This is a genomic window from Oceanidesulfovibrio marinus, from assembly GCF_013085545.1.
Classification (GTDB): domain Bacteria; phylum Desulfobacterota; class Desulfovibrionia; order Desulfovibrionales; family Desulfovibrionaceae; genus Oceanidesulfovibrio; species Oceanidesulfovibrio marinus.
In genome coordinates, this window is sequence record NZ_CP039543.1 from 1,496,536 (window position 1) to 1,510,219 (window position 13,684).

Annotated in this window: 14 protein-coding genes and 1 riboswitch; of the genes, 7 read left to right on the forward strand and 7 right to left on the reverse strand. The window is 63.2% G+C overall.

Annotation, left to right across the window (positions count from 1 at the left end; translation table 11 throughout):
• The first annotated feature begins 142 nt into the window (after positions 1 to 142).
• Positions 143 to 532, forward strand: coding sequence for an MliC family protein (locus E8L03_RS06730; RefSeq protein ID WP_171266903.1), 390 nt, complete (start codon positions 143 to 145; stop codon positions 530 to 532).
• 55 nt (positions 533 to 587) lie between these two features.
• On the opposite strand, the gene E8L03_RS06735 is transcribed toward E8L03_RS06730, so the two are convergent.
• From E8L03_RS06735 to E8L03_RS06750, 4 genes are read right to left on the reverse strand one after another with little or no spacing between them, the layout of a single operon-like run.
• On the reverse strand, positions 588 to 962 hold the full coding sequence (locus E8L03_RS06735) for a response regulator (protein ID WP_171266904.1): 375 nt from the start codon (positions 960 to 962) through the stop codon (positions 588 to 590).
• Complete coding sequence (locus tag E8L03_RS06740; protein ID WP_171266905.1) at positions 955 to 2,367, reverse strand: sensor histidine kinase; 1,413 nt, start codon at positions 2,365 to 2,367, stop codon at positions 955 to 957. The genes E8L03_RS06735 and E8L03_RS06740 overlap by 8 nt, the downstream gene beginning before the upstream one ends.
• Positions 2,357 to 3,592: a general secretion pathway protein GspE gene (locus E8L03_RS06745; protein ID WP_244963686.1), complete on the reverse strand. Its 1,236-nt coding sequence runs from the start codon at positions 3,590 to 3,592 to the stop codon at positions 2,357 to 2,359. The genes E8L03_RS06740 and E8L03_RS06745 overlap by 11 nt, the downstream gene beginning before the upstream one ends.
• Positions 3,579 to 5,075, reverse strand: a complete 1,497-nt coding sequence (locus E8L03_RS06750) for a GspE/PulE/PilB domain-containing protein (RefSeq protein WP_171266906.1) — start codon at positions 5,073 to 5,075, stop codon at positions 3,579 to 3,581. The genes E8L03_RS06745 and E8L03_RS06750 overlap by 14 nt, the downstream gene beginning before the upstream one ends.
• A gap of 653 nt (positions 5,076 to 5,728) precedes the next feature.
• Here E8L03_RS06750 and E8L03_RS06755 point away from each other — a divergent pair.
• Entirely contained in the window at positions 5,729 to 7,918 is a 2,190-nt protein-coding gene (locus E8L03_RS06755; protein WP_171266907.1) for an ATP-binding protein, read from the forward strand.
• A 126-nt stretch (positions 7,919 to 8,044) separates the two neighbouring features.
• Here the strand turns inward: E8L03_RS06755 and E8L03_RS06760 are convergent, their stop codons facing one another.
• Positions 8,045 to 8,848, reverse strand: coding sequence for a sulfide-dependent adenosine diphosphate thiazole synthase (locus E8L03_RS06760; protein WP_144306146.1), 804 nt, complete (start codon positions 8,846 to 8,848; stop codon positions 8,045 to 8,047).
• Between the two features lie 101 nt (positions 8,849 to 8,949).
• A riboswitch (TPP riboswitch) is annotated at positions 8,950 to 9,055 on the reverse strand.
• Positions 9,056 to 9,147: 92 nt separating this feature from the next.
• On the opposite strand from E8L03_RS06760, the gene E8L03_RS06765 reads away from it, so the two are divergent.
• Positions 9,148 to 9,936 carry a putative hydro-lyase gene (locus E8L03_RS06765; protein WP_171266908.1) on the forward strand — a complete coding sequence of 263 codons (789 nt, stop codon included), beginning with the start codon at positions 9,148 to 9,150 and terminating at the stop codon, positions 9,934 to 9,936.
• 45 nt (positions 9,937 to 9,981) lie between these two features.
• Here the strand turns inward: E8L03_RS06765 and E8L03_RS06770 are convergent, their stop codons facing one another.
• On the reverse strand, positions 9,982 to 11,031 hold the full coding sequence (locus E8L03_RS06770) for a DUF4392 domain-containing protein (RefSeq protein ID WP_171266909.1): 1,050 nt from the start codon (positions 11,029 to 11,031) through the stop codon (positions 9,982 to 9,984).
• A 113-nt stretch (positions 11,032 to 11,144) separates the two neighbouring features.
• Here E8L03_RS06770 and E8L03_RS06775 point away from each other — a divergent pair, with 113 nt between their 5' ends.
• Positions 11,145 to 11,705, forward strand: coding sequence for a uracil-DNA glycosylase (locus tag E8L03_RS06775; protein WP_144306143.1), 561 nt, complete (start codon positions 11,145 to 11,147; stop codon positions 11,703 to 11,705).
• Between the two features lie 15 nt (positions 11,706 to 11,720).
• Positions 11,721 to 11,888 carry a hypothetical protein gene (locus tag E8L03_RS06780; protein WP_171266910.1) on the forward strand — a complete coding sequence of 56 codons (168 nt, stop codon included), beginning with the start codon at positions 11,721 to 11,723 and terminating at the stop codon, positions 11,886 to 11,888.
• 50 nt (positions 11,889 to 11,938) lie between these two features.
• On the opposite strand, the gene E8L03_RS06785 is transcribed toward E8L03_RS06780, so the two are convergent.
• Complete coding sequence (locus tag E8L03_RS06785) at positions 11,939 to 12,121, reverse strand: hypothetical protein (RefSeq protein ID WP_144306142.1); 183 nt, start codon at positions 12,119 to 12,121, stop codon at positions 11,939 to 11,941.
• Positions 12,122 to 12,270: 149 nt separating this feature from the next.
• Between E8L03_RS06785 and E8L03_RS06790 the strand changes: the two genes are divergently transcribed.
• Positions 12,271 to 13,185: an SPOR domain-containing protein gene (locus tag E8L03_RS06790; RefSeq protein ID WP_171266911.1), complete on the forward strand. Its 915-nt coding sequence runs from the start codon at positions 12,271 to 12,273 to the stop codon at positions 13,183 to 13,185.
• Between the two features lie 103 nt (positions 13,186 to 13,288).
• Entirely contained in the window at positions 13,289 to 13,516 is a 228-nt protein-coding gene (locus tag E8L03_RS06795; RefSeq protein ID WP_144306140.1) for a hypothetical protein, read from the forward strand.
• Positions 13,517 to 13,684 lie beyond the last annotated feature (168 nt).

Here is a 13,684-nt window from a genome sequence, read left to right on the forward strand (position 1 = left end):
GTCAGGCTCGCTCCGCCCGAAGGTCCAAATATTATTGGACATACTCCCTCGGGGCAGAACTCGACGTCCTTGCCATAGAACGAAATATCTGCTTTTGAGATGACTTTTAGTCTGAATTTCTACGAGACTGATGGGTTATGCCATGAAACGAATTGCCACGGCCTGCCTCCTGCTCGCGCTGCTTCTGCCCCTGGGCGGCTGCGGCGACTCCCCCGAAGACACCTCTTCGCAGTCGGCCATCGAAGACTCCCGCGTGGTGGACGAGGACAACCAGACCTCGCCGGATCTGCCCGACGAGGTCGCCTACATCTGCGAGAACAAGGACGGCGAAGAGGTCATCGAGCTGCTGGCGGATTTCTCGGCCGAGCCGCTGCTCCTGCGCATCGAGGATTCGACGTTCAAACTCGACCGCGTCGAGTCGGCCTCCGGTTCCAGATACGAGACCGATGGCATAGTCTTCTGGATCAAGGGCAGCGAGGCCATGCTCACCATGCGCGGCAGTGATTTCCACTGCAGCACGGCCACGGACTGAGCCGAGGGGCGCCGCCCTCCCGAGAAGACACGGCGGCCGGGCCCGATGCTCCGGTTCAGGCTTGCGCGCGCTCGGCAGCCCGGCGCACGGACTCCACGAACTCCTTGATCTTGAAGGGCTTGGGGAAGAAGTCGAAGACCTCGCCGCGTAGCGCCTCGATGGCGGTGTTCAGATGGGCGAACGCCGTGATCATTATGACCTGGCTTTTGGGCGCAAGACTCTTGATCGTCTTGAGCACCTCCATGCCGTCGATGCCCTTCATCTTCAGGTCCGTCACGACCACCTCGAAGCTCTTTTCCCGGAAACGATCCAGGGCCTTGGCAGGATCGACGAACGTCTCCACCTCGAAACCGGCCGCTTCCAGATGATACTTCGACATGTCGCCAACAACCTTCTCGTCGTCAATGATCATAACCGCCGGCTTACTCATCCGTGTCCTCCATCTGCGGTGTCGCGGGCAGGTGGATCTCAAAAGTCGTCCCTTTGTCCACCTCGCTGCTCGCGGTAATGGTTCCCGAGTGGTTCTTTACTATTCCGTAGCTTACTGAAAGGCCCAGGCCCGTGCCGTCCACCCCCTTGGTGGAGAAGAACGGGTCGAAAATGTGGCTGAGCGTCTCCGGGGACATGCCCTTCCCGGTGTCCTCGATAACGATATGCACCTCGTCGCGCTTCTCCGTGGTCGTGGTTCGTATCGTCAGGTCCTGCCCCGGCTTCATGGCCTGGATGGCGTTGGTGATGATGTTCACGAAGACCTGGTTGATCTGGTGCTTGTCCATGTTCACGGTGGGGATGCCGGAGTCGAGGTCGAGGTGCACCTCGATGTCCGAGACGTCGAGCATGTTCTGGACCAGGCCGAGGGTGCGATTGATGACTTCATTGATGTCGCCCGGGCTGAAGGAGGCCACCTTGGGCTTGGCGAAGTCGAGCAGGTTGACCACGATGGCGCGGATGCGCTCGCACTCGCCCAGAACCTGATCCATGAACTCGATGCGCTTCTCCCGCGGCAGCATGTCGTACATCTCCTGGTAGGTCTGGGCGATCATGGAGATGTTGTTCAGCGGGTTGGTTATCTCGTGCGCCACGCCGGCCGTGAGCACGCCCAGGGAGCCCAGCTTTTTCGACTGCACCAGCTCGTCCTCGCGCAGGCGCAGCTCCTGGGACATGCTGTTCATGGCTGTGATCACCGTGCCCATCTCGTCGTCCGGTACCTTGCCGTCGATGATCCGGAAGCGCCCCTTGGAGATGTCCCTGGCCAGCATGGTCACCTTCTTCATGGAAGAGAAGATGCGGCGGTAGATAAGCGGCGTGAGGAATACGGCAAGCACCAGGAATATCAGGAAGGACGCCAGCATGCCGCGCTTTGCCTTGGTGATGATCTTGTCGATCTTGGCCCGCTCCTCCCGCGTCAACCGGGTCGAAAGCTCCAGAAGCCGTCTGCCGAACTCCCGCAGGGTGGTTTCGGCCACGACATCCCGCGTGCCGGACTCGGCAATGAGCTGGGCTTCGTGCTCGTATTGGCTCAGGGAGTTTCGCAGCGCCTGATACTTGGCCTCGCCGATGGCCGGAATCATCGCGTCGCTGAAACTGTCCAGGGTTTTGCCGGCGGCCTTGATTATGGAGAGTATGTCCCGCATGGCCTGGTCGTCCTTGAACAGGAAATAGTTCTTCTCGTACAGGCGCATTTGCAGGAACGAGGCGTTGAGCCCCTCCTGAATCTCCATGTACCGGCTCGATGTGGTGAGCGTGCCGACATCGTGCACGGCGAACATGCCCATGAGAGCAAGCAGGCCGATGATGATCACGCCGTGGAGGATGAGGGTGCGTTTAATCGTCATAGTCTTCGTACCGGAGGCACCGCGGCGTTTCGGAGTACTCCCTGCGCACCGGCCAGTACCAGATGGCGCCGTCGATGAGCATGCCCAGGCCCGCGAGGATGAGCAATCCATCCAGAAGACTCAGCGGACTGAGGCCGAAGTATGTTAGCAAACCAAGACCGAACGTGAAAACGGCGGCGCCTGTGCGGAAAAAGGCCAAGCCGGTCCGCGCTCTTGCGGCCAGGGTCCGGTAGCAGGCCAGGATGGTCCGTTGCGCGGCCAGGACATTGCGCTCCCGAGCCAGGGTGATGCGCTCCCTGTAGCCGCCGCGTGGTTCGACAACCGTGGAGTACAGGCCCAGGGAGTCGCCTAGCCGGCCGAGCATCGTGCGCTTCATGGGCCGGCCGTTGGCCGGGTCGTGCAGCTCGATGAAGTGGAACTCCTCCAAAAAGTACACCACGGCCGAGGTGGCCTCCACCAGGTTCTGATCCGAGATGTGCCGCCACGACCGGCGCAGGCGGGTGTACGAGAAGATGGCCACGGTGGCCAGCGTGGCTCCGGCCACCACAAGGAGCCAAAGCGCCGGCTTGGGGATGATCGGATTGTCCAGACGCAGCAGGCTGTTGCCCATACCGATGAGACCCAGCCCCCACCGCAGGCTGTTGAGCCAGGTCCGGCCGCAGGCGAGATTGGTGCGCTGGCAGGCCAGCTTGGTCCGCCACAGGGCCATGGTGTTGCGCCAGTAGGCCATGGTCGTGCGCTGGATGCCCACCGGGCCGTTGGTGTCGCGCATGGCAAAGTCCTGCGCGTACCAGCCAATCTCCTCCCGCAGGCAGGCCAGGAACCGTTTGGGCCGGCCCGGGAAGAGCTCTTCGATCTCGGCCTTGGCAGCGCCGTCGTCGAACTCGCTGATGGCGAAGGTCAGGACATCGTGCACGCGGCAGACAGGAAACCACAGCCCGCGGGCCGGTCCTTCCGCCTGAAAGGCCAAACGGGCCAGATCGTCCGGCACGGGCGGACGCTCGTCGTACGTCAGCGTGTCCAGGCCGCTGTACGTTGCCAGAGCGCCGCGCAGGGTGGACCGGGCAAGGCCGAGCTTCTGCCGGAAGTAGACCTCGGGATGGATGCCGTCGACGCGCCAGGCTGCATCGGCGGCTGCGAGGTCGCCCCGGCTGATGACGCCATCCTCGGCCAGCGAGGCATACGGCGCCGCGGCGGAAGAAAGCGTTGCGTCAGGGTTGTCCATGTTCCAGCTCGAAAGTGGTCCATTGTCCGGGCGGCTTGGTGTAGTCGGGGATGTCGATCTCCATGCCCGGTTCGCAGTAGGAAAGCTGCCAGCGGTTGCGACGCGCCGTGCGGTGCCAGAGGAAACCGTCGGCGAGCAGCAGCAGGCCGATGCAGAGAATGGTGGAGTCGAAAATAATCCAGCCGGGGGTGTGGTGGGGGCTGGTCAGCAGCAGGCCCAGACCCACGGCCACGAAGTTCACACCGGTGCGGATGTAGGCGAACCCGGTTCTGGAGCAGGCAAGGCTCGTGCGGAAACGGGACATCACGTTGCGGCGTTCTGCCAGCAGCGTGCGTTCCAGAGCCAGACCCGTGGAGCCCCAGATGCCTTCGCTGCACCCGGGCGAGATCAGAGGAATGGAGCGGCTGCGCAGGCTGTTTTCCTCCAGCACCGGCGGCGTGAGCATGCTCCAGGCGCTGGTCTTCTCGCCTGCGCGGTGCGCTTCGGTCAGGCTGGTGCGGCCGGCGCCGTGGCCGGAAAGGTACCAGCTCAGCCCTTCCAGAATGAGAATGACGCCCACCACGAGCAGGCCGATATCCACCACGTCCATGGGATGGGCGTGGATTCTGCGCATCAGGGCCGTGCCAAGACCGGTAAGGGCGATGCCTGTCCGCACCAGGGCCATGCCCGTGCGGGACTTGGCCATGACGGTCCGGAAATGGGCCTGCCGGGTGCGCTCCATGGCCAGCTCGGTGCGCTCCAGCGCCAGAAAACGGCGGCGCATGACCGGCGAGTGGCGCTCGACCTCCTCCATCCACTGCGCCGCGCCAGGAACAGGACCGCTACGGCTGATGCGGATGCGTCCCTGGTCGAAAACCGCCACGGGCACTGTCACGTCCGGTCCGGGAGGCTCCGGAGGAGCCAGCCTCTTGCGCGCCAGCTTCCTGGCCGGGAGGTACCAGGTGAGCCCCTCCGAGGCGAGCACCACGCCGCAGATCGCCAGAACTGCCTCCGGCACGATGATCCAGCCGGCTCCGAAGACCTTGAGCAGCATCATAGCAATGGCGATAAGCGCCAGGCCGGTGCGCAGCATGGCCAGGCCGGTACGGCCCTTGGCAAGAAGGGTGCGGTAGCTGGAAAGCTGCGAGCGGTGCGCGGCGAGAAAGGTGCGCGTCCGCGCCAGGAAGGTGCGCGCCGCCACCACAGGAAAGCCGGGGTTGAGATCCTCGGCATGGTCGATGAAACGCTGGATCGCCTCTGCGCCGGCAGCCGAGATGGAGACGTCCGCAACGCCGCACATCTCTTGCGCCTCGCGGCGTACGGCCTCCTGGTTCTGCCGGCACGTCGCAACCCAGGCCCAGTCGCCGTCCCTTTTGAGCGGCACCCAGCCCTTGTCGCGCAGCGTTTCGAAATCGAGCGCCTCGGCCAGGGATTCCGGCGGGGCTATCGCCTCGTCGAAGTACACTGTGGCCGGGACCGCGCGCTGGTTTGTAACTTGATCCACGTGTTCCTCGATGGGAATGAAAACAGGCTCGAGTCCACGGAGTCCCCAAGGGCAAGGCAGGCGTCGAACCAGGACGCGGACCGTACGAATGGGGATATACGGCCCGCGCCGCCGCCATACGGCGGGCTGGGCAGGTTTTGTTGTCTAGACCAAGGCCTGTTGTGCGTCAACGGCGTGACAGGATCTTGCTCGTACTCTCTATGGGACGGTTCCTCCACCGGCTCCATGCTCAGCTTAAAAGTATCACTATTCCGACAAGATATATAGATGTATACAATTTGTTAATGAAATCTGCGAACCGAATACAGGCTGCACAGAACCGCCACCTAACGAAACCGCCGCCAAAGGCAGTGACGCTGCCCGGCTCGGGAGACGCAATTCCGATCAAAGTAATGGAGGAATCGACTTGAGCTTCCTGGTCGCACAGGATACATGGGGATTTTGCGGAATGGCCAATCCACGTCCGTACGGCGCATTTGAAAGCTCTCCCCGGCACTGAAACTCCATGTTGCCGCACCCCATACCGGGCTTGCCTTGAAGGAAACGTGGATCGGGGTGGCCTGAAAATCCTGCAGCGGCTTCAGGTTCCGGTCCGGAAAGTGTGGCAGGCCGACGCCATGCACTCATGGCAACAGGAAGAGAGACTGCAGAGCATGATCGACGCTGCACATCTACAACGTCGTATCTTCACCATCTCCATTCTGGCGCTGCTGGTTACGGGCGTCTGTATCGCCATTCTGACGCTGGTTCCGTTTTACCGCCACCTGGGCCAACGCGCCGAGGACACCCTCTTCTACACCATGCGCTCCAACCTCGTGGGCGTGGAGGAGTACGTCCAGCGCGCACTCGACGTTACCTCGCAAATAGGCAGCCGGACCCAAATCCGTGTCAAGCTGGAGCAGTACAACGCCGGGCTCATCAGCCTGGAGGAGCTACGCTCGTTCAGCGCGCCCAAGCTGCTGGACGCCCTGCGCGTCTCTCCCGAGGCCGTGGGCATGGTCCGTTTCGACGTCTCGGGGAACGTGGTCGTGCAGGCCGGAAACGATATTCCAAAAAGCATTGGAACAAGCCACATCCCCATCCTCAGTGGCCCCACCGTGATGGGCCTGGCCCAAAACGGCGGGGAGCCGACCCTGGTCGTCTCGGCGGCCATACACGGAGCAGACAGGATCCAGGGCACGGACCTTGTTCTATTCAAGGCAAAGCCGCTGCATAACATAGTGACCGCAGCCACGGATGCCGGCACCGCAGGCTTTCTCGCCATTGTCCGCCGTGAAGGCAAGCGGCTCGTTCCCCTCTTCCCCAGGTCGGAGCTCAGCGAGACGGCCAGGAACCAGGTACCGGACCAGGAAAGCATCCGCGCCCTGTTCGCCAACGCCGTGGGAGGGAAGAGCGGCGTCTGGTCCGGGAAATGGCCGTCACTGGGCCAATCCGTGGTCGCCTATGCCCCGGTTCGGGGCACGTCCTGGGCCGTGTTCCAGGTCATGTCCAGATCCGAGCTCTACCACCACGTCTACCGGACCATCCGCAACGTCATCTTCGGCTTCCTGGTCGTCATGATCCTGAGCATCCTGGCCCTGGCCAAGACGCTCCGCCCGTTGTCCGGCCGAATCATCATCTACAACCGCGAGCTGAAGGAGCAGGTTCTGGAGCAGACCGCGCGGCTCAAGGCCGAGCTTGCCGAGCGCGAGGCGGCGGAGAAGCGCGCCGAGGCGGCGAATCAGGCCAAATCCGCCTTCCTGGCCAGCATGAGCCACGAGATCAGAACGCCGATGAACGGCATCATGGGCATGGCCGAGCTCGCCCTGATGAGCAATCCCGGCGACGAAGTACGCGAGTACCTGGAGCTGCTGCGCGGCTCCGGCAAGCATCTGCTGGAGCTCATCAACGACGTCCTCGACCTCTCCAAGATCGAGGCCGGCAAGGTGGAGCTGGCGCACAGGCCCATGGATCTTGGGGACGAGATGGAGAAGGTGCTGGCCCCGCTACGCAGAACGGCCAAAGACCAGGGACTGAGCCTGAACCTCTCCATCGCGCCCGAGGTGCCCGAGCAGTTGATGGGCGATGCCGGACGGCTCCGCCAGGTGCTGGTGAACCTCATCAGCAACGCCATCAAGTTCACCCACGAAGGCCTCGTGGAGGTTCGGATATCAGCCGAAGAGATTGACGGGAACCGGGCCCTGTTGCGGTTCGAGGTCCAGGACACCGGCGTGGGCATCCCGGAGGAGAACCTGCAGCACATCTTCGAGAGCTTTGCCCAGGGCTGGGCCTCGGCGCATCCCGAGTATGGCGGGACTGGCCTGGGCCTGAGCATCTCACGCGAGCTGGTCGAGCTCATGGGCGGCGCAATCAGCGTGGAAAGCGAGCTGGGCAAAGGCAGCTCCTTCGCCTTCACGGCGGAGTTCGCCCTGGGCGACAGCGCCGCTCCCGACCGCGAGGCCTGCACGCCCCAGCCGCCGATCGCCGACCGCTCCCTACACATCCTGGTGGCCGAGGACAACCAGGTGAATCAGCTCGTCATGCTGGCCATGCTTAAACGCGCAGGCCACCAGCCCGACCTGGCCGTCAACGGACACGAGGTTCTGAAGCGCCTGGCAGACGACTATTTCGATCTCGTGCTCATGGACATCCAGATGCCGGGGATGAAGGGCGACGAGGCCGTGCGCCGCATCCGCGCCGGCGAGGTGGACGGCGTGCGATGCGACATCCCCATCATCGCCTTGACGGCCTATGCTATGGAGGGCGACCAGGAACGCTTCCTGAACGCCGGGATGAACGGATATCTCGCAAAGCCAATCGATTTCGAAGGGTTGTGCGCGGCCCTCGATTCTGTCCTCCGCTGAATCAGCGGCTGCCGGACACAGCCGGCCTCCGCCCTGCCCCCGGCCGGGTTGGGCCGGGAGCTCGGACGAAGATTCTGCGCGGCCGGATCGAGACCTCCGCCCCGATCCGCCACATCGCTTCTGAAACTATTGTTCCTCGGACAACTTTCTGTCGATCTCCTCGGCCACGTGCTCGCCGGATAGGAGCATGCCGCCGAACACAGGGCCCATGCGGTAGGAGCCATACGTGGCGTTGGCCGCCATGCCCGCCACGAACACGCCCGAGAAGACCTCCTGCGTATTGTGCACGGTGTTGGCCTCGGCGCGCTCGGCCCACAGCGATTTCTCGCCCTCGATCTTGCCGGAAGACGTGTTCAGCACCACGTCGTTCTTGGCCACCAGCCGCTTGAGCACCTCGGTGTCGTGCCCGGTGCACTCGATGACGTAGCGCGTGGCGATGGTCACCGGGTCCACATGCAGGCCGGCGATCTCCACCGGAGAGGAGTTGATGACCAGGCCGGTGACGCGCGTCTGCCCGTTCTCCTCGCGCAGCACCACGTCCTCCACGGACATGCAGTTGAAGACTTGCGCGCCGGCGATGCAGGCGGTGGAGGCCAGTGTGGTGGTGGCGGCCACGGCGTCCGCCGTCCAGTAGCCGGGCTTGAACTCCTTGACCGGGATGCCCACCTCTTCCAGCAGGTGCTTGGATTCCTCCTGCACCACCAGGATGTTCCAGGTCATGCCACCGCCCCACATGCCACCGCCCAGGGAGAGCTTACGCTCGAACAGGGCTACGGAACGTCCCTTTTCCGCAAGCTTGCGCGCAGCTGTCAGTCCGGAAGGGCCGCCGCCCACAATGGCCACGTCCACGCTCAGGCAGTTGCGGAACTTGTTGAAGTATTCCGTCGCGATGGCTTCGGTAATTATGATTTCGTCGAGCTCCTGCGCCATATCGATTCTCCTAAAGGTGATGAGAGGTTACGCACCCATCATGCAGGAGGGATAATTGCGCGGCGCTCGATGGACCGGCCGAACGGCCGACATACAGGCGTGGTAAGGCGCATCCGATTCCCTCCGGCAGGATGAGCTGCATCAGGTTCCATGGGTATGATCTCAGCTCCGCGCCGCCTTGGACACGGAACACCCCAATCGGATAATGACTGCATACGGAAAGCGCCTTGCTTTGGCAAGACACCCCCTTCCCCTCCACCCTTCGCTGGCTTACTATCAGCCGCAACAGAGGAGTGACCATGACCTACGACACCCCAGCCCAGGTGCGGGCGGCCTGCCGCGACGGCAGACACGCCAGCCCCACGCCGGGCTTTTGCGACGGCTTTGCCCAGGCCAACGTGGTGGTTCTGCCCAAGCGCTACGCCTGGGATTTCCTGCTGCTGTGCCAGCGCAATCCCACGCCCCTGCCCCTACTGGAGGTCTACGATGCCGGCGATCCCATCTCCCGGAGCATGGCGCCCGGCTCGGATATCCGCACGGACTGCCCGCGCTATATAGTTCTGGAAAAGGGAAAAACGCGTGAGGTGACCGACATCTCGGACATCTGGCAGGACGATCTCGTCACCTTCCTGCTCGGCTGCTCCTTCACCTTCGAGTCCGGCTTGATGGAGGCGGGCGTACCTGTCCGCCACATCGAGGAGAACAGGAACGTGCCCATGTACCGCTCCAACATTCAGCTTACGCCGGCCGGCGTCTTCTCCGGCCCCATGGTCGTGTCCATGCGGCCTGTGCCGGCCAGGCTGGTGCCGGCAGCCGTGCTCTCCACGGCGCGCTTCCCGGCCGTGCATGGCGCACCAGTGTGGGTAGGCGATCCGCACGGTCTCGGCATCGAGGATCTGGACCGGCCGGACTTCGGCGACGCCGTAACCATGCGCGACGGCGAGCTGCCGGTCTTCTGGGCGTGCGGTGTGTCCGGCCTCTCGGCGGTCACCACCGCCGGCATGGACTTCGCCATCACCCATGCGCCCGGCCACATGCTGATGCTGGATGTGCGGGATTCGGAGCTTGGCGCGAACATCTCTATCTAAAATAATGGACTATATCCGTCCATTTTTTTAGACATCAAATGTTGTCTACCCGTGCTTTTGGCGGCGCCAGTCCCCGCGGAAGTCCGTACCCCGATGGATCATGCCGCGCAGCGTGGTGAGCAGCCCTTCCCACTCCTCGGCCGGTATGCCGTCCACGGCAGGCACCGGGGAGACATGTACGCCGTCCACGGCTCCGGAGTTGGCGCACAGCTCAATGGCCCGGCGCTCGCGGTCCGGGTAGTGCAGCACGTCGCTGTTGTGAGTCAGCACGGCCAGCCCGGCGATGATGCCGTCCGCGCCCCAGTTGGAGACACTGGCCACCACCAGGTAATCCGCGGCAAACACGGCGGCCGTGCCCTGGCCGCACGGGCATCCGCACGAGGTGGCCTGGGGCAGGAACTTGCCCAGATCCTCGCGAATCACGCCCATGCCCAGCTCGTTGCCCCCGTCGCCAATGCCCAGGATGGGAATGCCCCTGTCGCGGCCCATCTCGAAGAGCGGCTCGATATCCGCCACAAATCCTGCCAGGGGACGGCCGTTCATGCCGTGGTACACGCCGGCGGTGTTCTTGCCGGGCCGCTCCACGGCCACGAGCAGGTCGGGCTCCATGTTGGCGAGCACCTGCTCGCAACGGGTGCGGCACGCCGCCTCCTCCCGCGGGAAGGGCAGGATGTAGACCGGGTTCAGGTAGCTGATGGACTCCAGGCCCTCGGGATCGGCAATGCGCGGCGACAGGCCGGCGCCGATGCAGGCGGCCTTCACGGCGTCCACGAAATCCTCGTCCGTCACAATGAGCGAACGCGCGCCGCGTGCGACTCGAAGCGCCCGGGCCAGCATGGCCGCGCCCACAGGGCCGTCCGTCTCCGGTACGCCGCCGCCCATGGGAAAGCCGGTAGCGATGACGGCCAGGCCGCCCTCTTCGGGCAGGGCGTTGAGCACGAACCGCGCCGCACCCATGCACATGTCGCCAGGCTGTTTGCGTTGCAGCGCTTCATAGAGATGTCCGGCCACGCCGAGGCACGCCAGATCGAGAACGGCAATATTGTCGAGTGCTTTGGCAAGGGCTTCCTGCCGGGTCTGTTCTGCGCGATCCATTGTTACATCCATGGGTTAAAGTGACGGACAAGCTCCGTTGCATACCGCCGCGGCCATGCCAGCGTCAACCCGGCGCATGTTTCCACAATCTCCGCGGCGTGATACGGTGCGGCATGGATATCGTTGCGCTTGAAACTCTGGCCCGCGGCATCCGGCGCTGCCATTCCTGCCGACTGCATGAGAACCGCACGCACGCCGTGCCGGGCAATGGCGACTACCGCCGCCGCGTCGTGCTTCTGGGTGAGGCCCCTGGAGAGAGGGAGGACGAGCTCGGCCTGTCCTTCATGGGCCGCACCGGGCAGTTCCTGGACGGCTTCCTCGCCCAGAACGGCTTTGACCGGGACGACTTCTTCATCACCCCGGCAGTCAAGTGCCGGCCGCCCAACAACCGCGACCCCAGGCGGGACGAGCTGGAAACCTGCCGCGACAAGTGGCTGCTTCCGCAACTGGACGCCCTTGCGCCGGCAATCATCCTGCTGGCCGGCAAAGCGGCTGTGCGCCAGACCCTCGGCAGTAACGAGCCGCTCTCCGGACTGCACGGCCGGATGCTTGAGTACTGCGGCGTGCCTGCGCTCGTCACCTACCACCCCACGGCCATGATGCGATTTCCCAAGATACGCAACGCAGCGGCAGAAGATCTGGCAGCACTGAACAAGGCACTCAAAATCACATAAGGAGACAACCACATCATGACGCGCTTTTCAGCCTCACGCCCATTGCCCGGCAACTGGATGTGCGGGCCGCTGATTCTGGCAGCAATCTCCGTCTGCCGGCAAGGTATTGAAAAAATACAGAACGCGTTGTATGATACACAACAGTCGTTGCGTTACTCCATCATGTTGAGCACACCATCCTGACGCTGAAACATGTTCCGCCACAGAGCCGCAGACATGCAACAGAACGGCTGCTACAACGCGCCCACAGGCTTTCCGGCAAGGCCGCAGTACCCCTTGTCGGTGTCGTCCCGTTTTTCAGTTTCCAGGTACCGCCACATCATGCAGCCACTGCCAAGACAAAAGCGGAACTTGTCGTCCTTGGTGGTCAGCAACGGACAATTTTTAAACTTGGCTTCCTTTTCAGGCATCAACATGCAGCCACCTCCTGGGGTTCTTGTATGAGTGAAACGACTTTTTCAGGAATCGCACGCCGTGGCAAGCAGGCTGGCACAAATGCTGCTTCCATATTCTTTACGATGACTCTGGTCCTGAACAACCACACCGCCATCCACGGGAGAGTCGCATGAATTCCGTGCGCTTACTCATCATTGCCGCAATCATTCTGTGCCTGCCTGGCATTGCCCACGCCCGTCAATGGGGCGTCCATCTCGCATCGTACAAGATGGAAGCAAACGCCCGCAACGGGTGGGCCGAGCTGACGCAAGCCACCCCCGGCCTGCTCGCAGGCCTTGTCCCATACTACTCCGTCGTGGACATCCCCGGAAAGGGGCGCTTCATCCGCCTCATCGCCGGTCCCCTGCCCAGCCAGCAGGCGGCGGATGCACTGCGTCGAGAATTTGAACGCCACGGCGTGTACGCCGCCGCCAGGGTTCTGCCCGCCCTGCGCACACCGCCGCATCTTCAGACAGCCTCTCTCGCACCGGCCCAAGCCCGTCCGATAGCGCGCAAGCCGGCCGCGGCCCCACCTGCCCCAGCCAAATACGTTCCGACCCAATATACTCCGGCCAAGTCGCCGACTCCGAAAAAGCAGCTCGCCAGACAGGTGCGTCCGGCCATCGATCCCCTGCCCTTTGCCGGCGAAAACCTGCAGGTGCGCATCCGGCCCGTGAGCCGCACCGATCTCGCAGGCATGCAGGCCAATCCGGTATGCGTGAGCAGTCCGGAGCAGAGCTGCCCCGTTACCTCCGAAGAGCTGGCCGCGATGGCCAGGCCGCGTACCTCCGGGAGCGGCCTCTCCTCCGGAGCCTATGGAGCGTATGACGACGCATATCCGCAGCCGGCTGCCTCAATCAGCCTGCACTCCGATTCCCTGGCCAAAAACAGCCGGAACAACTCCGAGCTCGGCCCCGGTGGCGAGGACACCTCTCCGGAGTTCGCCGGAGTCGCCATCGGCACCAATCGCGTCACCATCACGCCGGGAGTATGCCGCCAGGGCGACGATTTGGGCCCCTACGCCGGCATTGGCGTCTCCTTCTGATTTTTTTCAAAAAAAATTGCGTCCGGACCTAAAGGTCCACCCCTGTGCTGCCGATCAATATCCATGACGAGCCTGAAAAGTATCCAAAGGATAAGGAGGCGTCATGGACGGTATTTCGGCAGCAGGCGGCATGGGCGGCCTTGCCAATGCCCTGGAAAGCCAAAGGATGGCGACGGAGCTGATGCAACGGACCCTGAACTCCGGGAATTCGAGCCAGGACGGTCTCGCGAATGCCCAGCTTCGGGTGCAGAACAACCAGAAACCAGCCGCGCCGTTGGCCACGGGCCATGCCGTACCCGGCGTGGGGGAACATATCAACATCACTGTTTAGATCGTTCTCAACCAGAGACAGGCTGCTCCTTTTTGCCGCGAGTGGCCGCCGGAAGCCGAAAGGTTTCCTCCTTGAAGGGTCCCGAAAGTCGTCCGTCTGGGGAGAGTCGGACGAGTGACGGGGCCCTCTTCTATTGTCCGGCGCCCGCGTTCCATATTAGATAGCCGC